15 protein-coding genes are annotated in these 18,982 nt (G+C 49.4%); 12 read left to right on the forward strand and 3 right to left on the reverse strand.

The features are described 5' to 3' along the window. From B5F83_RS09745 to tatC, 7 genes are all read left to right on the forward strand, one after another. Positions 1-735, forward strand: a 735-nt coding sequence (locus B5F83_RS09745; RefSeq protein WP_143822533.1) for an IS5 family transposase, incomplete at its 5' end; no start/stop codon positions are given. Between the two features lie 317 nt (positions 736-1,052). Continuing rightward, entirely contained in the window at positions 1,053-1,850 is a 798-nt protein-coding gene (locus B5F83_RS09750; protein WP_204207381.1) for an NADAR family protein, read from the forward strand. 466 nt (positions 1,851-2,316) lie between these two features. Next, positions 2,317-3,246 carry a DMT family transporter gene (locus tag B5F83_RS09755; protein WP_087280431.1) on the forward strand — a complete coding sequence of 310 codons (930 nt, stop codon included), beginning with the start codon at positions 2,317-2,319 and terminating at the stop codon, positions 3,244-3,246. 140 nt (positions 3,247-3,386) lie between these two features. Further along, positions 3,387-4,994: a 4Fe-4S binding protein gene (locus B5F83_RS09760; RefSeq protein WP_087280443.1), complete on the forward strand. Its 1,608-nt coding sequence runs from the start codon at positions 3,387-3,389 to the stop codon at positions 4,992-4,994. A gap of 11 nt (positions 4,995-5,005) precedes the next feature. Beyond that, positions 5,006-6,415, forward strand: a complete 1,410-nt coding sequence (locus tag B5F83_RS09765; RefSeq protein WP_087280426.1) for an aldo/keto reductase — start codon at positions 5,006-5,008, stop codon at positions 6,413-6,415. 13 nt (positions 6,416-6,428) lie between these two features. Continuing rightward, complete coding sequence (gene tatA / locus B5F83_RS09770; protein WP_343234010.1) at positions 6,429-6,674, forward strand: twin-arginine translocase TatA/TatE family subunit; 246 nt, start codon at positions 6,429-6,431, stop codon at positions 6,672-6,674. A gap of 9 nt (positions 6,675-6,683) precedes the next feature. After that, positions 6,684-7,475: a twin-arginine translocase subunit TatC gene (tatC, locus tag B5F83_RS09775; protein WP_087280423.1), complete on the forward strand. Its 792-nt coding sequence runs from the start codon at positions 6,684-6,686 to the stop codon at positions 7,473-7,475. On the opposite strand, the gene B5F83_RS09780 is transcribed toward tatC, so the two are convergent. Beyond that, complete coding sequence (locus tag B5F83_RS09780; RefSeq protein ID WP_143822534.1) at positions 7,472-8,110, reverse strand: hypothetical protein; 639 nt, start codon at positions 8,108-8,110, stop codon at positions 7,472-7,474. The genes tatC and B5F83_RS09780 overlap by 4 nt on opposite strands. Before the next feature lie 488 nt (positions 8,111-8,598). Then, on the reverse strand, positions 8,599-9,681 hold the full coding sequence (rfbB, locus tag B5F83_RS09785; RefSeq protein ID WP_087280417.1) for a dTDP-glucose 4,6-dehydratase: 1,083 nt from the start codon (positions 9,679-9,681) through the stop codon (positions 8,599-8,601). A 204-nt stretch (positions 9,682-9,885) separates the two neighbouring features. Here rfbB and B5F83_RS09790 point away from each other — a divergent pair, with 204 nt between their 5' ends. The 3 genes from B5F83_RS09790 (at position 9,886) to B5F83_RS09800 (ending at position 14,512) form a co-directional block, all read left to right on the forward strand. Next, positions 9,886-10,974, forward strand: coding sequence for a DUF1573 domain-containing protein (locus B5F83_RS09790; protein WP_087280413.1), 1,089 nt, complete (start codon positions 9,886-9,888; stop codon positions 10,972-10,974). Positions 10,975-10,988: 14 nt separating this feature from the next. After that, on the forward strand, positions 10,989-11,414 hold the full coding sequence (locus B5F83_RS09795) for a hypothetical protein (RefSeq protein ID WP_087280410.1): 426 nt from the start codon (positions 10,989-10,991) through the stop codon (positions 11,412-11,414). A 62-nt stretch (positions 11,415-11,476) separates the two neighbouring features. Then, positions 11,477-14,512 carry a hypothetical protein gene (locus tag B5F83_RS09800; RefSeq protein ID WP_087280407.1) on the forward strand — a complete coding sequence of 1,012 codons (3,036 nt, stop codon included), beginning with the start codon at positions 11,477-11,479 and terminating at the stop codon, positions 14,510-14,512. 372 nt (positions 14,513-14,884) lie between these two features. Here B5F83_RS09800 and B5F83_RS10665 read toward each other — a convergent pair whose 3' ends face one another. Then, positions 14,885-15,031: a hypothetical protein gene (locus B5F83_RS10665; RefSeq protein WP_156455354.1), complete on the reverse strand. Its 147-nt coding sequence runs from the start codon at positions 15,029-15,031 to the stop codon at positions 14,885-14,887. A gap of 32 nt (positions 15,032-15,063) precedes the next feature. Here B5F83_RS10665 and B5F83_RS09805 point away from each other — a divergent pair, with 32 nt between their 5' ends. After that, a complete protein-coding gene (locus B5F83_RS09805) occupies positions 15,064-17,442 on the forward strand; it encodes an ABC transporter permease (RefSeq protein ID WP_087280404.1) in 2,379 nt (792 codons plus the stop codon). Between the two features lie 88 nt (positions 17,443-17,530). Then, the gene (locus B5F83_RS09810) at positions 17,531-18,937 is read left to right on the forward strand and encodes an L-serine ammonia-lyase, iron-sulfur-dependent, subunit alpha (protein WP_087280401.1); all 1,407 of its coding nucleotides are present in this window, start codon (positions 17,531-17,533) and stop codon (positions 18,935-18,937) included. Positions 18,938-18,982 lie beyond the last annotated feature (45 nt).

The raw sequence follows: 18,982 nt of genomic DNA on the forward strand, positions 1-18,982 counted from the left end.
TGGCAAGTTATAAAAAATATGTTAGACCCCAAAGAAAGATTCAGAAAATATTCACTGCGCTCTGTTTTTGACGGCATCCTGTACATCGTGAAGACCGGCGTGCAGTGGAGAATGCTCCCATCGGATTTCGCTCCGTGGCAGACAGTGTATTACTATTTCAGCAAGTGGAAGAACGAGGGCCTGCTTGAAGAGATCTTCGACACCCTCCGCGGCATTGTCCGCCGTCTTTCGGGCAGGGCGGAGAGTCCCAGCCTTGGGATCATCGACTCAAGGAGTGTCAGGACCTCCCATCATATTGATGATCAAAGGGGAATAGACGGAAACAAAAAGATAAAGGGCAGGAAGGAGCACATAGTGGTTGACACACTGGGGCTGCCCATGTCAGTGAGAGTCCATCCGGCAAACGTCCATGACAGCGTAGGGGCGGAAGAGGTGTTCGAATCCATGAGATACAAATTCCCGGGGCTGAAACGGATTCTGGCGGACGGAGGTTACAGGGGCGAGACTGTCAGGAACACGGTCAAGAGACTGCTGCATTGCGACCTGGATGTCGTACTCAGGTCCGACAAACGGACGGACAGATTTGTCCCCATGCCAAAAAGATGGATTGTCGAGCGCACTTTCTCATGGCTCGAGAACTTCAGGAGACTGACCATTGACTATGAATACAGGGCCGATACGCACGAAGCCAGGATGCATATCGCTGCCATAAAATCATTTTTGAATAAAATTTAAACAGATTCTAAAATTCAGTGTATAAAAAAATACGTGTGCTATGTGTGTTTTTGTGTTTTGTGTTTAAAGGTAAAAAAAACGATAAAAAATAATGATTGTATGCAAAAATAGCGATTGACTGCAAAAATTCCGCAATTGTCCGCGATTGACTGCGATTATCCGAAAACGCCACACCCAGTTCCGAGGGAAAGTGCACCAAACTCGCGGCAAAGTGGTTCACTTTCCCCGGAAAAAAGGCGAAATGGCGGTAAAATCAACATTTTCGGCGGGAAAGTGCACCAAAAAAGCGGGAAAATGGTTCACTTCCCCCCGGCAGAATGAAAAAATATTTTTCCGCAAGCGGTCTGGAATTGCCGGACGACATACGCCCATACGGCGAACTGTCTTCAAAAGACGGCTGGCACCTGCTCTATTCACTTGCCGAAGACTGCGAAATGAATCCGCTGCTGAGGTTTGAGGCCTCACACAGAACGACTAACACCAGATATATCTTCATAGATTCATCCGGAGAACTCGATGGCCTGGATATTGACGAAACCGATTCTTCTGCGATACGGTTGTCCGGGCTCGGAGACAATGCCGATTATTTCTGCAAAAATCCTCGGGAACACGACAAGGATTACACATTTTTTGGGGAAAATTCCTCCCTTTTCTCCCAATGGCATAAAAGCGATTTCAGGGCATTGGGCATAGGATTCAATTCGGCCGAACAATACATGATGTTTCAGAAAGCCATTTTGTTCAATGATTACGAAACTGCTGAAAAGATACTGGACACAGGGAATGTGCGCACCCAAAAGGAACTGGGCAGGCAAGTAAAAGGATTCGACAACGGACTGTGGGCTGTCAATTGCCGCAGGATAGTATATGAAGCGAACAAATACAAATTTGCACAAAACAGGCAGCTGCTCGATGAATTGCTCGCTACACGGGGGACGACATTGGTGGAAGCAAGCCCATACGATACGATTTGGGGCATAGGGATGACAAAGGACGATGAAGGTGCGACAGACAGGAGTAAATGGAAAGGGAAAAATTGGCTGGGGCATATTCTGACTTTACTCCGCGACGATTTTGAAAATACGTTTTCGGGCAACGGCGCCGAACAAGTCTGAAAGGGTCTTGTCTCAAGGCACACCCCGACTTAATACATATACACCATTACACACTGACACACAACAAATTAGCATCATTAAGATATTTTTTAAGCGTGGATTTCAAGGGGTTCGGAACCCCTTGAAATCCACAACCATTTTTTGTTACACATATCGTTAATCATTAATTTACAATATGTTACAAGAAAAGAAATTAAGTCAGGGTGTGCTTCAAGCTTTGCGCTTCATGCATTATGCCTAACGCATTGCGCCTTCTGCCCCATGCTTCATACCCGCGCCTAACGCCTTGCGTTCCTCCTTGGCGGAGGGAAAATTTTAGTATCTTTGCGCCCGTTTTCGGAACAGCGATCCCAAAACAGCAGTGGAACCGGCGTAAAACAACGACGGAACAGCGGTCCAAAACGGCACAGAATCGGCTGAGAACAGCAGTGAGACCGGCCGAAAACGGCTATAAAAACGAATCATAATGGCGAGTGATAAGGCTAAAGGCATTGTGCTTGCGGCGATAGCTGCGGCGACCTACGGGATGAACCCCCTGTTCGCCCTTCCGTTGTATGCGGAGGGGATGGACACATATAGCGTACTGTTTTACCGGTATCTGTTCGCAGTGCCGATGCTGGCGGTAATGATCAAGGCGAGGGGAAGGGATTTCAGGTTGCAGAAAAAGGAAATAATCCCGATAATCATCGCCGGACTGATTTTCGCGATGTCTTCGATAACCCTGTTCCTCAGCTACCGGTACATGGCGGCCGGAATCGCTTCAACGATTCTGTTCATCTATCCGGTTTTGGTAGCCGTGATAATGGCAGTGTTCTTCAAGGAAAAGGTAAGGCTCGCCACCGTAGTATCCATCATTCTGTCCCTGATAGGGATAGGACTCCTGTACAAAGGCGATGACGGGACGACCCTGAACATTACCGGAGTATTGATAGTCGCCGCTTCCGCCCTGCTCTATGCAGTGTATATTGTCGGAGTGAACCAGTCCAGGATACTTCGCAAGGTGCCTACCGTCAAACTGACATTTTACGGCCTGGTGACTGGCACGGTGCTGTTTTTCTGCCTGACGGGATTCGGAACCGGAATCTCTCCTGTAAAAGAATGGTACCACTGGTTCAACCTGATAGCCCTCGCCGCACTTCCGACAGCCGTATCCCTTACCTGCACGACAACGGCCACACATTACATCGGAGCGACACCTACCGCAATCCTCGGCGCTCTGGAGCCTGTAACCGCCGTAATAATAGGCGCGGCCGTCTTCAACGAAAGCCTCACCGACCGTATCATTTTCGGTATACTGCTCATTATCCTTGCAGTAATGCTCATCGTCACGGGCGACAGGATACCGGCAGTGCTTCTGCGGTTCAGAAAACTTTTCCCTAAACTCAAGAAAAGATAAGAAACAGTAAAATTGGCAGGAAGCTGTTTAAAAATCCGTAGCGGGCGCATTGCATTTTTTACGGATTAACAATAATTTTGCATCCGGAACCGTACGGTATCAGGATTCCACGCGGCTCCGCGGCTTGCAAAATTTTGATTATGTTAAGAAAGATACGAATTGTACTTGCGGCGGTATGCTTCACGCTCATAACGCTGCTTTTCCTTGATTTTACGGGAACCCTGCACACATGGTTCGGATGGCTGGCCAAAATCCAGTTTTTCCCTGCCGTCATGGCCCTCAACCTCGCCGTAGTCATTGCGCTGATTGTCCTGACATTGGTTTTCGGCAGGGTGTATTGCTCGGTAATCTGCCCGATGGGGGTTTTCCAGGACATAGTCTCCTGGCTTAGCGGAAGGAGGAAGAAGAAAAAGGCGCGTTTTACCTATTCTCCCGCAAAATCATGGCTTCGTTACAGCGTACTTGCGCTTTTCGTAATCGCAATCATCGCCGGCATCGGTTCCTTAGTGGCATTGCTCGACCCGTACAGCGCATACGGGCGCATGGTGCAGAATCTGTTCTCGCCGCTTTACCGCTGGGGAAACAACCTGCTGGCATTCTTAGCCGAAAGAGCCGGAAGCTATGCCTTTTACGAGACGGAAGTATGGATAAGGAGCATACCGACCTTCATCATAGCTGCCGCCACCCTCATAGCCATAGTGATACTCGCATGGCGCAACGGGAGGACATACTGCAACACGATATGCCCTGTCGGCACCGTACTCGGGTTCTTTTCCCGTTTTTCCCTGTTCAAACCGGTTATCGATGCTGAAAAATGCAAGGAATGCAGCCTCTGCACCCGCAAATGCAAGGCATCGTGCATTGATTACAAAAATCACAAGATAGACTATTCGCGCTGCGTAGCCTGCATGGACTGCGTGGACAACTGCAAGCACGGGGCGTTGAAATACAGGTTCGTCGGCTGGAAGAAACGGGCATCCGGGAAAAACGCTGTGCAGGCAGGAGCAAACGCCGCCGACACGAAAGCCACAGATCCGAAAACCTCCGGCCCGAAAGACCAATCGAGAAGGAGCTTCCTTACCGGAGCGGGAGTATTCCTCGGAGCTACCATGCTTTCCGCACAGGAAAAGAAAGTAGACGGCGGGCTTGCCGAGATAATAGGAAAGAAAGCCCTGCACAGACAGACCCCGATTGTGCCTCCGGGAGCAGTGAGCCTGAAAAACCTGGCACAGCACTGCACCGGCTGCCAGCTCTGCGTTTCCGTCTGCCCGAACGGGGTGCTCAGGCCGTCGGCCGGACTCATGACACTGATGCAGCCGGAATCCTCATACGAAAGAGGCTACTGCCGTCCGGAATGCGTGAAATGCTCGGAAGTATGCCCTACAGGAGCGATACTGAAGATAACCCCGGCCGAAAAATCGGCCATATCCATAGGACATGCAGTATGGGTCAGGGAAAACTGCATACCGCTCACTGACGGAGTAGCCTGCGGCAACTGCGCACGCCACTGCCCTACCGGAGCCATTGTCATGGTACCTTGCAGCGAGGTCTGCGAAAACGAAGGCCACGGCAAGGGTCATGGAGGCGGACAAGGCAACGGGAAACGCAAACGCCAGCACGGAAAAGCAATGGTGCCTGCCATAAACGAAGCACGCTGCATCGGCTGCGGAGCCTGTGAAAACCTCTGTCCGGCACGGCCGTTCAGCGCAATCCACGTAGAAGGAAGGCAGGTACATACTACCATATAAAAACGGATATTATGAAAAACGGCAATGATAAGACAATGATGGACCGGAGGGAATTTCTGAAAAGGCTCGGAGCCGGTACGGCGGCAGTATCCACAGCCGCACTTGCAATCGGATGCGGGCCGCGGAACAAAGGTGACAATCCGGTGCAGGGAGAACCTCCCGCAGGAAAAATGACATACCGCACAAACCCTACGACCGGGGACCGGGTATCCCTTCTCGGATTCGGAATGATGCGTCTCCCGTCGGTCGGAGGCCGTAGCGCGAGGGAAGGTGTGGAAGAAATCGACCAGGAAATGGTAAATTCGATGGTCGACTATGCCTTGGAGCACGGTGTCAATTATTTCGACACCTCCCCGGCCTACTGCCAGGGAAAATCCGAACGCGCAACCGGGATAGCCCTCAAGCGCCATCCGAGGGACAAATATTTCATCGCGACGAAACTTTCCAATTTTGCCAAGTCGACCTGGAGCCGCGAAGCCTCCATCGAGATGTACCGCAATTCTTTCAAGGAATTGCAGGTAGATTATATCGACTACATGCTCCTGCACGGCATAGGCATGGGAGGCATGAAAGAATTCGAACAGCGTTATATAGACAACGGAATGCTCGATTTCCTGCTTGAAGAGCGCAAGGCCGGACGTATAAGGAACCTCGGATTTTCGTACCATGGCGATGTGGAAGTCTTCGATACGATGCTTGCAAGGCACGATCTGTACAAATGGGATTTCGTACAGATTCAATTGAATTATCTCGACTGGAAATATGCAAAGCAAATCAACCCGCGGAACACCGATGCCGAATACCTTTACGGGGAACTGGCAAAGCGGGGCATTCCTGCGGTAATCATGGAACCGCTCCTCGGAGGAAGGCTTTCCAATGTCCCCGACAACATCGTAAAGATGTTCAAGGAAAGAGAGCCGGAAAAAAGCGTGGCCTCATGGGCTTTCCGCTTTGCAGGCACTTTCCCGGACATCCTGACCGTACTCAGCGGAATGACCAGGATGGAGCACCTCCAGGACAACCTGCACACATACTGCCCGCTCGACCCTCTGGATGAAGAAGAGCTGGCTTTGCTCCAACAGGCCGCCGCCATGATGATGGAATTCGACACCATCCCTTGCAATGACTGCAAATACTGCATGCCTTGTCCTTACGGGCTCGACATACCGGCCATACTCCTGCATTACAACAAGTGCATCAACGAAGGGAACATACCGGCAAGCCGGCAGGACCCAAATTACCGCAAAGCACGCAGGGCCTTCCTCGTCGGATATGACCGCTCCGTCCCGAAACTCCGCCAGGCGGCACATTGCATAGGCTGTAACCAATGCAGCCCGCACTGTCCGCAGGGAATTTTCATTCCCAAGGAAATGCAGAGAATAGACGAATATGTGGAAAAACTAAAACAGGAAATTTTATAAAAATATCATAAAAATGGAAATTTCAACAATGACACTCCCGTTGTTCCTCGGAGGCATAGGCCTGCCGGAAATAATAGCGATACTTGTAATCATCCTCCTATTTTTCGGGGCCAAGAAAATCCCCGAACTGATGAAAAGCCTCGGGAAAGGCGTAAAATCCTTCAAGGAAGGCGTGAACGAAGTCGAGAAAGACCTCAGCGTTTCCGATACGGAAAAAGAGGAAAAACCCGACACCGGAAAAGAGAAAAAAGAGGCTTGAAACCGGACAATGGGCGGCTCGGAAAAACAAATGTCTTTCTGGGAACATCTGGATGAATTGAGGACGGCTCTGTTGAAAATACTTGTCGTCACTCTTGCATTCGGAATTGCGGCATTCTGCTTCAGGGAAGGGCTTTTCAACATAATGCTCGCGCCAAAGGAGCCGGACTTCATAACCTACAGGCTTTTGGGCATTGCCGGAAGCCTGTTCGGCAACGACGGGGGGCTTCCGCAATTCGACGTAAGGCTGATTAACACCGGACTTGCCCAACAGTTCATAATACACATGAAGACAGCCGTATGCTCGGGAGTGATTTTAGCCTCCCCATACGCCGTTTACCAGATTTTCCGCTTCGTATCCCCGGCCCTGTATGAAAACGAAAGGCATTATGCAGTAAAAGTGGCCGGAAGCGGATACCTGCTCTTCATGTCCGGCGTAGCCATCTGCTATTTTTTGATTTTTCCGCTTACCTTCCGTTTCCTCGGCACGTATCAGGTCAGTGCGGACGTAGACAACCTCATCACCCTCCAGTCCTACATGGGCACCCTGCTTACGATGTGCCTCGTGATGGGAATCGTATTCGAAATCCCCGTGGTTGCATGGATGTTTGCGAAATTAGGCTTCTTGAAAGCGGACTTCATGAAAAAATACCGAAAGCATGCCATCGTAATAATACTTGTCGTCGCCGCAATCATAACCCCGACCTCCGACATCTTCACCCTCTTCATCGTCTCACTCCCCATCTGGCTGCTCTACGAGGCCAGCATCGGCATAGTGAAAAAGGCGGAACACCAAGTCTAAAAATGCCCTCTGAGCAATTCAGGATCAAGCCCTACGACCCTTGCAGCCTGTTTCAGCCCCACTCCATATTTTTTCTTGAGTTTCATGGCCATCTTCAATCGTCCTTCAATCGACAACTCTTCAACACTGTTTTTTCCAAATTCCTTGAAACAGATATCTGTCATCGAATTGTACAGTTCTTTATCCTCGTATTTGACTTTACGCAACATGTCCGTACTCATTTCTTCCATTTCCAAATCGTCATTTTTTGACAAATAATATAAATACCGCCTGACGTTCCCGTATAGATTTTCTACAAAAACATGTTCCACGTAATTGCCGGGAAGAATCATCCCATTGCAAGCGACAGCATATTTGCCGGGAAGTTTCACATGCGAATTAACCAATGCCCGCATTTCATCATACCCCAGCGATGATATGTTCCTTGTACCGGCCATACTTTTACTTCTGTCTGAAAAATAGAGATTTCCGCTGCTCCACCTGTATTCTCCCGGAGCTACCTGAATATTAGCAGCGACAGGATTCCTTATCACGTATGCGATTGCCGTCCTCAGATATTCCGGATTATCTATCCTTTTTATCGATATGTCAGCACTGAAACATTTCGCACGAAGATTGACACGTCTTTTAAACATACGAATAAATGCAAGACACGCATCGTAACTCCCACCTGCTATAAAGTGAACATGATTGTCCATCAGACAAAAACAATACATTGAAAGACATTTTGCAAATGTACACACTGCAATGTCATTAATGGCTTTTATATAATCTGTGTCGCTTTTGAAAAGAATGTTCCTTGACAATCCGTCAGTGCAAATATGATAAATCTCTCTCCCCTTCATTATCTTCTCTCCCATAAATATGCTGCAAAATTAAGATATTATCGTTAACAAATAACTCGCTTACGACTTACGGGAGAAAATTTTCTCTTTAAAATATACTATAATTTATTGATTATCAAATACTTACAACACAAATAAAGGATAAAAAATTCCCCCACAGGCCTTTTTTTTCAGCACAACGGGGGAGACGATAAAACCTATAAATTATTATAATTTACTATTTATCAACAACTTACACCCATAAAACCAATAAAGGGAATCACCGGATACTTTTAAAGTCATCTTCCGGAGTACATCCTGTCGTAATATTCGACGTATGCGCCCGAAGTCACGTTGTCCAGCCAGGCTCCGTTGGCGAGATACCATTTTACGGTCTGCCGGATTCCCTGCTCGAAAGGCATTTCAGGCCTCCAGCCGAGCTCGTGCCGCAATTTGGAAGAATCTATCGCATATCTAAGGTCATGACCGGCCCTGTCCCGGACAAAGGTTATCAGGCTGTCGCTCGCTCCCGCAGGACGGCCGAGTTCTTCATCGGTAATCCTTATCATCAGCCTTATGAGGTCGATGTTGCTCCACTCATTGTTGCCTCCGATATTGTAAGTCCCGCCCGGCTTTCCCTTATGGAAAATCAGGTCTATCGCCCTGCAGTGGTCTTCTACGTAGAGCCAGTCCCGGACATTCTCTCCCTTGCCGTACACAGGCAGAGGTTTCGAGTGGCGTATATTATTGACGAACAGCGGTATCAGTTTCTCGGGAAACTGGTAGGGGCCGTAATTGTTGGAGCAGTTGGAAACCACGCACGGGAAACCGTATGTGTCGTGGAAAGCCCTTACGAAATGGTCGGAAGATGCCTTTGAAGCCGAATACGGGCTGTGGGGGGCATACGGGGTCTTCTCGGTGAACATCGAACCGTCGAAACCGAGGGCCCCGTAAACCTCGTCGGTCGAAACATGGTAAAACAGCTTTCCTTCATACCGATCCGCAGCCCCGTTTTTCGCACCTTCGCTCCACGCTGTTTTAGCCGCCTGAAGGAGAGCAAGGGTTCCGAGTACGTTTGTCCTGGCGAATGCGAGCGGGTCTGTTATAGATCTGTCCACATGGCTTTCGGCCGCGAGATGCACTACCCCGTCTATGGCATATTTTACGAAAACCTCCGCAAGCGCGGCTTCGTCGCAAATATCCCCTTTCACGAATACATAATTCGGTTCATTTTCGATATCCTTCAGATTCTCAAGATTCCCGGCATACGTCAGCTTATCGTAATTCACGATCTTGTACTGAGGATATTTTTTCACGAAATGGCGCACAAGGTGGCTTCCGATGAATCCGGCCCCACCGGTAATCAAAATGTTCCGCTGCATGATTTTCTCACCTGTATTTTATTTAAACAATATTTCGCATCCGTGCGAAGCCGGCCCGGCGGCTGAATCCGCCGCCTTGCGGCAGACAAAGTTATCAATATTTAACGATTATCCGCAAAAATACTCCCGAATAATTGACAGAATGCCGCCGCGCGACAGTTTTTGTTAAAATAATTTTACTATCTTTCGAAAAATTCGCGTATTATGATTAAAAACTATAAATATAGGGTGCTGCTACCATACATTATCCTTCTCGTTTTCCCGATTCTGAACTTGATTCCGGCATGCAACATACCCAAAGAGCGTATCCGACATGAAACGCCTTTCGAGAAAATGAAGGAAGAGGCTGGGCAAAAAGGGAAAAAATTCTGTATCGTACTGACAGACAGCAGCAATATAAAAGAATACAGAAATACTGTCATTCTTGCGATGAAACACGACAATCAGGCAATATGGGACTTCATCAACACTGACAATCCCGATAACCGTTGGTATGAATGGTTATTGGGAACATGGAATTCGCCTTATACGCTGATATTCGACAAAAACGGGAAATTGGAAAACATCGTTTTCGGTATTTCCGAGTATGCATGCATATCCATCGAAAGCACGATATCACCTCATAACGAAGGAATCCGTCATAGAAATTTCGGATTCCGGAAAAACTCCGCCATACCGGAAAGTATCATGAATGTCAATGAGTTCATAGAAAGCCACCTACAACTTATAGCGGATACGACAGAGACATATTATGGAAAATACATAAAAGCCGATAGCCTGGCTATGATATCGGAATATCCGTTCAGCGAGTACCTCAAACTGCATTACGGTTCGCATGTATTCAGCAAAGACAGCATCGCGAAAATGGCCCATGGTTTCATAGAAAGATATCTGCACTCATCCTACCCGAAGATGACATATTCTTCTCTAATACAAACAATCAGCAAAATGTTCCTATTGGAAAATGCGGAATCGCCACTCAAACTGGAAACACATATAGCAAAAGGGCCTTACCATATCGGAGACGAGGCAAACATCACTGTCTCGGTTACGAATTACGGACATGAAAACATCACCATAGAAAAGATAGAGACCACATGCGGCTGTATAAAAACGATTCCCGCAGGCAGACATTTCCGCAAAACAATCAGACGGAACGAAACCGTAAACTATCGCTTCTCGATGGAATTGGAATATTCAGGAACCATATACCACGAAATATATTTTTATTTTCATACAGGCAATGCGGCATCGCTTGCCACAGCAAGGATTGAAGTAAACGTTGAACAATAAATACACTATTCATTATGAGAAAGAACGCATACGCCATTCTGATCTGCCTAATGGCCATTGTCCCAATTACCGGACTGACCGGCTGCAAATGTTCCGACTGCGACAAACCGGCCCCGGCAGACACATTGACTGAAGAAACGGCAAATGACAGTCTGTCAATCACAGCGCCAAGCGGTGATAAAATAGCCGAAGACATGGAATCACTTGAAGAGCAAATCAGGCTCATGATAGCCGAAAAATATGGGGAAGACATTCCATTCGAAATCACTTCAATCGAATACGCAGACGTTCCGCAAGAATATTATCTTGCAACCATAAATTACAGGATGGAAAACGGGATAACGTCCAATTTCGTTATGACCAATTTGGTTGAGAATGATGATGTGCATATAACCCAAGACACTAAGTCGGTAACTTTTGAATTCAAGTCCGAAAATTAGCTATATTTGCCCTTGACATCATACCGTAGCGTATATATCCGCTACAAACAATGAGTAAAAAAATGAAAAAAGGGCAGACTTTCATATTTTTCTTCATACTGGTTTTCAGCGGACTGGCTTCCGGAGCTTTTGCCGCACATGCACAGGGCGGCAACGGGACGAAAGAACTGTTTGCCCCGCTGTGCGACTCGATAGCGGCCCGCTATGACATTTACCTCGGAATCGAGAAGCTGGAGGTCTCGCGGGTGAACGTACGTGGAGGAAAAATCGATTTATGCTTCAACCGCGTACTTGCTGGATACCCGTTCATAGAAGAAGACATTCCGGAACTTTATGCGATGGCCCGAAGGCTGCTGCCGGAAAAATACAGAAAATACGACATCAGGAAAATCATCACAAGCGGCTCTGAAATAAGCCGTTATACAATCACACCCATAAACTTCGACGGAAATCCGGAACATTCGGCCTATAAGGCTGAAAACGGGAAAGACTACGACCCCAATCCGGAAAGGCACAGCATAGTAACCCGTGAAGGCACGCATATAAATGCAGACAAGGGACTGGAAGGAAGGCACATAGCGCTCTGGCAGAGCCACGGTTACTATTATGAACAGAGCCTCGACAGATGGGAATGGCAGAGGGCAAGGCTCATGCAGACAGTCGAAGACCTTTATACCCAGTCATACGTCATACCGTACCTGGTACCGATGCTTGAAAATGCCGGGGCATACGTTTTCCTGCCACGCGAAAGGGACATCAACGACATCGAAATCATAGTAGACAACGATTCACCCGAATCGGGGACAAGGACATCCGGGAATTTCCAGGCCGAAGGCAAAACACGGATTGCGGGAAAAGGGTTCGGCAATAAGAAGACCTATCGTGGCGGCGAAAATCCTTTCGAATGCGGCACCGCCCTGGAGATAAGCGGAAAGGCAGTATGGAAAGCAATACTTCCGGAAAGCGGGGAATATGCAGTATACGTTTCGTACAAAACCGAAAAAGGCAGCAGTACGGCGGCAAGATATATCGTAAAACATGCCGGCGGAGATACGGGATTCACCGTAGACCAGTCGATGGGCGGAGGGACATGGATATACCTCGGGACATTTCATTTCGACAGGAAGGCCGAAGTGGTGCTGCTTGCCGGAACTGCCAGGGACGGCTCCAGTAAAAACGGCGGAAGCACCGTCACCGCCGATGCGGTCAAATTCGGGGGAGGCATGGGCAACATAGCCCGAGGCACACAAGACGAAGACGGAAACCTTCTGACAGAGGAAAGTGTCTCCGGCATGCCGCGGTGGTGCGAGGGGGCCCGCTACTGGCTCCAGTACGCAGGATACGACAGTACGGTCTACAACCTTAACGAAGGGAAGAACGACTATATGGACGACTACATGTGCCGCGGCCATTGGGTAGACAGGCTCAGCGGCGGTTCAAAGGCGAATCCCGGAAAAGAGGGGCTGAACGTACCGGTGGATCTGGCCTTTGCATTCCATTCGGATGCCGGGGTCTTCCGCAACGATTCCATCATAGGCACCCTTGCCATACACACTCTCAAAAGCGAAGACGAAGAACGTTTTCCCACAGGCGAAGACCGCATAACCTCCAGGGAACTCGGAAACTCGATTCAGAGCCAGACAGTCAACGACATACGCACCCTGTGGGAACCGGAATGGACACGGAGGCAGCTGTGGGACAGGTCATATTATGAAGCCAGAACGCCGCCCGTACCGATGGTCCTTCTTGAATCGATGTCCCACCAGAACCTTGCAGACATGATATACGGCCTCGACCCGGGATTCCGGTTCACTGTTTCGAGGGCCGTTTACAAGGGGATTCTAAAATATCTGGCACAGCGTTACGGGACGGAATATGCCGTACAGCCGCTGCCGGTGAAAAATTTTTCCGTCATGTTCGGAAACGGAGGCGCAGTACTGAAATGGGAGCCCGCAATTGACGAAATCGAGCCTACCGCCGTTCCGGACAGCTATATAGTATATACGAGAATCGACGGGGGAGCCTGGGACAACGGAAGGAAAACTTGCGCCGACTCGCTCTTCGTAAAAATCGAGAAAAAACGCATCTACAGTTTCAAGGTCGTCGCCGCCAACCGCGGAGGCCTGAGCTTCCCATCGGAAATACTTAGCATCGGAATCCCTTCTGGAAAATCCGAAGGGACGGTCGCCATAGTTAACGGCTTCGACCGCATAGCGCCTCCGGCACATTTCGCGACAGCGGACACGCTGCTCGGAGGATTCAACAGCAGAAGGGATTACGGAGTACCGTACCTGAAAGACATCTGCTTCACCGGAGAACAATACGAATTCCGCAGGGATATCCCTTGGGTGGATGATGACAACCCGGGATTCGGAGCTTCGGGCGCAGAATACGAAGGCAAGACAATAGCAGGAAACACATTCGATTATCCATACGTACACGGCCGCGCCCTCATGGCCGCCGGATATTCGTTCTGTTCGCTCGGCAGGGACGCGTACACGCAGATGCACGAGAGGATAAGCCCGGAAAACGGTTTTTCCGCCATAGACCTGATTCTCGGCAAACAGCTTACCACGCCCCTCGGAAGAGGAATCCTCGGCACGCATTTCAGGTGCTACCCGAGACCGCTTATAGAGGCCCTGGAATCATTCCATGGCAAAGGGGGCTGCATAATCGTTTCCGGGGCGGATGTCGGTACCGATTTCAACGATGTCATCTACGGAGGCGTTACCATAGACAGCACTTACATGGAGGAGGCTTCACGGTTTGCCGGGGAGGTACTCGGGTTCAAGTGGCTTTCGGACTGCCCTGCCGGCGGAGGAGGATTTTACGGCATCGGGAAGCTCAAAGGCATGGAAGGCCTGTATTCGCACACCCTGAACGATTCGGTTTACTGCGTGGAATTTCCGGACGGCATCCTTCCCGCTGAAGGAGGAACGACCATAATGCGTTATCGCGGGAATAACATTCCGGCAGCCACTTTCCGCAAAGGCACGGACGGCAAAGGCTCGTCAGCCGTTTTCGGATTCCCGCTCGAAACAGTCCTGGATGAAAAGGTATTGGAAAAAATCTTTAAAACGATAATGAACGAATTTTAAGAGGCACACCGCGACTTAACATAAGCATATTATTACACACTGATATACAGCACATTACTACCGCGACAATTTTTAACAGGTGTGGATTCCGAGGGGTTTGAAACCACCTGAAATCCACAGTCATTTTTTGAACCACGTATTGCTTATCATTGATTTACAACAAATTACAAACCCAAAAGTTAAGTCGCGGCGTGCTCTAAGTATCAATGTTGTATGAAAATTTTACAGTACTGTATGATTGTTTTACACTTCACCCCCCCCCCGCGAATTTTCACCAAACAATTACTACACAACTACTTAGAATCATGGCACAATATTTCTTAGAAACTGTTTGAAATTTAAACAGCCTCCTTATTTTTGCGGAACAGAAGATCAATGGCACAGAAAAATTGTCGGTACAGTTACGGTCAGGACGGCGTGGCCGCCCGTGGCCTCGTGAACGGGAGGGACCCACGCCATGTATGCGTGGGAGGGATTTACCGTCTTGACCGTAACTGTACCGACAATAGTGGATGTCATATTTTTGCAGATAAACATTTAAAATACGACTTATGAAACCATTCAGAAGCATCACCGGGATTTTCAAGAGACATGCCGTCCCCATGTCAATCAACCTTCTCGGGCTCGTCACAGCCCTGACGGCCTTCATCATAATAATGTCCCATGTGGAATTCGAAAGGAACTACGACCGCTCCTACCCTACTTCGGGAAGGATATTCAGGGTAGATTGCCCGGGCAATGAAGAAACCTTCAGAAGCATACTTCCGAATGCATTCGCCCGCGATGTAATCAATTCGTCAGCACACATAGAAGCCGGCACCATGCTGATGCCGTATTTGGGAGAACTGCTTTTCTTCACTGGCAACGGTGGAGAGGGCAACGGCAGCGATGGCAACGGCGGAGCGGGGAACGGCAATAAAATCGGGTACAGACTATCCTGTGATTTAGTACAGCCCGCCTTCATAGAAGTGTTCGGAGTGAACATAATCAAAGGTGACAGTTCTTCCCTTACAGTACCGGGAAAGGCCATCATACCTGAAAGCATGGCCGAAATGCTTTTCCGGGGCGATGCGACAGGCAAGGTACTCGAAACGGAGCCGAGCTATTTCTTTCCGGACGGGAAAGTCGCCATAGGGGCGGTATACGAGGATTTTCCTGCCAACAGCAATCTGCGCAACAGCATCTACTTCGCAATTGACGAAAGGACGACACCTTATTCATACGGGGCGGCCAATTTTATCTGCTATCTCCTGCTCGATTCTCCCGAATCCGCGAAAAGCGTTGAAGAAGAATTCAATTCCACGTTCGATTTCAGCCAAAGCTGGATGAGCCCGATAGAACTCATCCCAATGGAAGACATCTATTTCATGGGACAGGGCGGCGACGGCACGGTATTTTACAGCGGAAACCGCAACGCCACAATACTTCTGACGGCGATAGCCATACTCGTCCTTCTCTCGGGAGTGCTGAATTTCGCCAATTTTTTCACATCCCTCGCCCCGGTACGCATACGCGACATCAACACGCGCAAGGTGGCAGGTGCCTCGACCGCAAGCCTGAGGGCATCGCTGACCTGCGAATCACTGATAATCTCCATCGCCGCGTTGATAGTCTCGTTTTTCCTTGCCGGATGGCTGTCCGAAGCATTGGCCGCTGGCGGCCTGCTCAACGGAACATTTTCAATTGAAAGCACGGAAATCATCCTGACGGTTACGGCCATAACCATAGTGGCAGGAATCGCGGCAGGGCTCTACCCGGGTTGGTACGCCACTTCATACCCTCCGGCATTGGTGCTAAAAGGAGATTTCGGCCTTTCACGTGGAGGACGCGCTTTCCGCAACATCATGAGCGGCATACAATACACGGTTGCTTTCGTCACATTGATATTCATGGCATTCGTGCTGCTCCAGAACAGGCATGTACGAAACGTCAGTCTCGGTTTCGACACGGACAGGACGGCCGTGGCCGACATATCGGCTACCATAGCATCGAGATACGATTTCATAAAGACCGAGGCCGCCTCATACCCTTCAATAGAAGGAGTCACGTTTTCCACGGACAAGATCGGCTCGCGCGACACATACAGCACACAGGGAATCGAATATGAAGGACAGGAAATCTCATGCCTTATGATTTCCGTAAAAGACGACTTTTTCAGCACGCTCGGCATCGGCATAATAGAAGGACGCGATTTCAATACGACCGATGCGGCAAGCGGCGGAGTCATAGTCAGCAAATACTTCAAAGACATGTACGGCATCAGTGCCGGAGACATCATAATGGGAAACATCCCGGTGACGGGAATATGCGACAATGTAAAATTCAGTTCCGCCCGAGAATCCAACAAACCGATAGTTTTCATGCCCATATCGGATGAAAACATGATGTGGCATACGATGGGTACCATGTATTTCCGCCTTAAATCCGGGAGCGATGCCATCAAGGCCGCATCGGAAATAGAGTCGCTGCTGAAAAAGGCAGCTCCCGACGAACCTGTGGAAATCGAATTTTATGACACCATTTTGAACAATCTGTATCAGAGCGAACTGCGCACAGGGAAACTTGTAGTGATATTCAGCATCATAGCCATCATCCTTGCATTGGGCGGAGTCGTGGGATTGGTGCTGTTTGACACCCAATACAGGAAAAAGGAAACGTCTGTACGAAAAATTTTCGGGGCAAGTGTCGGGAAAATACTGGAAAAGGCCAACACCGGTTATGCGCTCATCGTACTCGTCTGCTTCATCATAGCCTGCCCCATAGCCGTGCTCGTCACATCGAGGTGGCTGCAAAATTTTACCGACAGGATTCCGCTATATCCATGGGTATTCGTACTCGCCCTCGCGGTCATGGCTGCGGCCACTTCGCTCATAGTCACCGGAGTATTTTACCGCCGCGCCACCGCCAATCCCCGGGATGGGCTGAACTGACGTGACGGCAAGCGCAGCATGCGGTATCGCGCACGGTTTTGTCAAAAAAAGCATTACCTTTGCAGATGCTTACAAATGACAGTATATCATGATTAAAAAATCTGAAAACCAGGTCGCCCCGGAGCGACGGAAAGAAATAATAGAACTGATAAGGAAAGAAGTCAAACCGGCTCTCGGATGCACGGAACCCATAGCAGTGGCCCTCGCCGTTGCCAAATCCGCCGAAACACTCTGCGCGGCGGAGGCGAGCTGCAACGAATGCCGTAAGGAAATACTCGGACTGGAAGGCACCGACAGCCCGAAAAACGGCAGGGAAAACGGAACGGAATGCAAGATAAAAGTAGCTGTCAGCGGAAACATACTCAAGAACGGCATGGGTGTCGGCATTCCGGGCACTGGGATGGTAGGGCTGCACATAGCGGCAGCACTCGGAGCCGTATGCGGCAAATCGGAATACGGCCTTGAAGTGTTGAAAGACCTGACCGGCGAAGCCATAGAAGAAGCGAAAAGACTGACGGAGGAAGGCAGGGTCGAAATCCTGCTCGCCCAGACGGAAAAGAAGCTATACGTGGAAGCCTCCGTAATAAGCGGGAACCATACCGCCACGACAAAGATTGAAGACGACCACGACCACATAACGGAAGTGAGCCTCGACGGAATAGTGCAGCATCTTGCAGACAAGGAAAGCGGAAATGCCGGAAAAGGGGATGCCGAAGAAAAATCGACTCTGGACTATCACCTGACGGTAAAGGAAATATACGATTTCGCCACGACGGCCCCATACGGGGAGATAGGTTTCATTCTCGAATCCAGAAAACTGAACCTCGCCCTTGCCGAAGACGGGCTCAGGCACAGTTACGGACTGAAAGTCGGAAGGACAATCCTCGATGCAAAGCTCAAACCCATTTTCGGAGACGACTTCCTGAGCTATGCCATGGCCATGACGGCAGCCGCATCCGATGCAAGGATGGCCGGCTGCACACTCCCAGCGATGAGCAATTCCGGAAGCGGCAACCAGGGAATCACAGTAACGATGCCGGTGATAGCGTATTCGCTCAAAAACGACATCGATGACGAAAACCTTGCGCGCGCACTCACTCTGAGCCACCTCATTGCAATCCACATCAAAGGTTATCTCGGAAAACTCTCGGCCCTTTGCGGCTGCGTGATAGCCTCTACAGGCTCGTCCTGCGGACTGGTACTGCTCAACGGCGGAGGATACGAAGAAATATGCTCGGCAATCAAGAACATGATAGGCAACATCACTGGCATGGTATGCGACGGAGCCAAAGTAGGCTGCGCCATGAAAGTGGCCTCGGGAGTATCCAGCTCCATACAGTCGGCAGTACTGGCCCTAAACGGCATAAGTGCCACGGAACATGACGGAATCATCGACAAGGATATCGAGAAGACAATCCGCAACGTGGGAAGGATAGGCTCGGTCGGAATGCAGAGGGCGGACAACATGATTCTCGACATCATGGTCTGCAAATAACCCGGTATCCGCACAGGGCTGACAGTTTGTCATTTTCTGCGCGGT

It is taken from the genome of Muribaculum sp. An289 (genome assembly GCF_002159555.1).
In the GTDB taxonomy this organism is placed as follows: domain Bacteria; phylum Bacteroidota; class Bacteroidia; order Bacteroidales; family UBA932; genus Merdivivens; species Merdivivens faecigallinarum.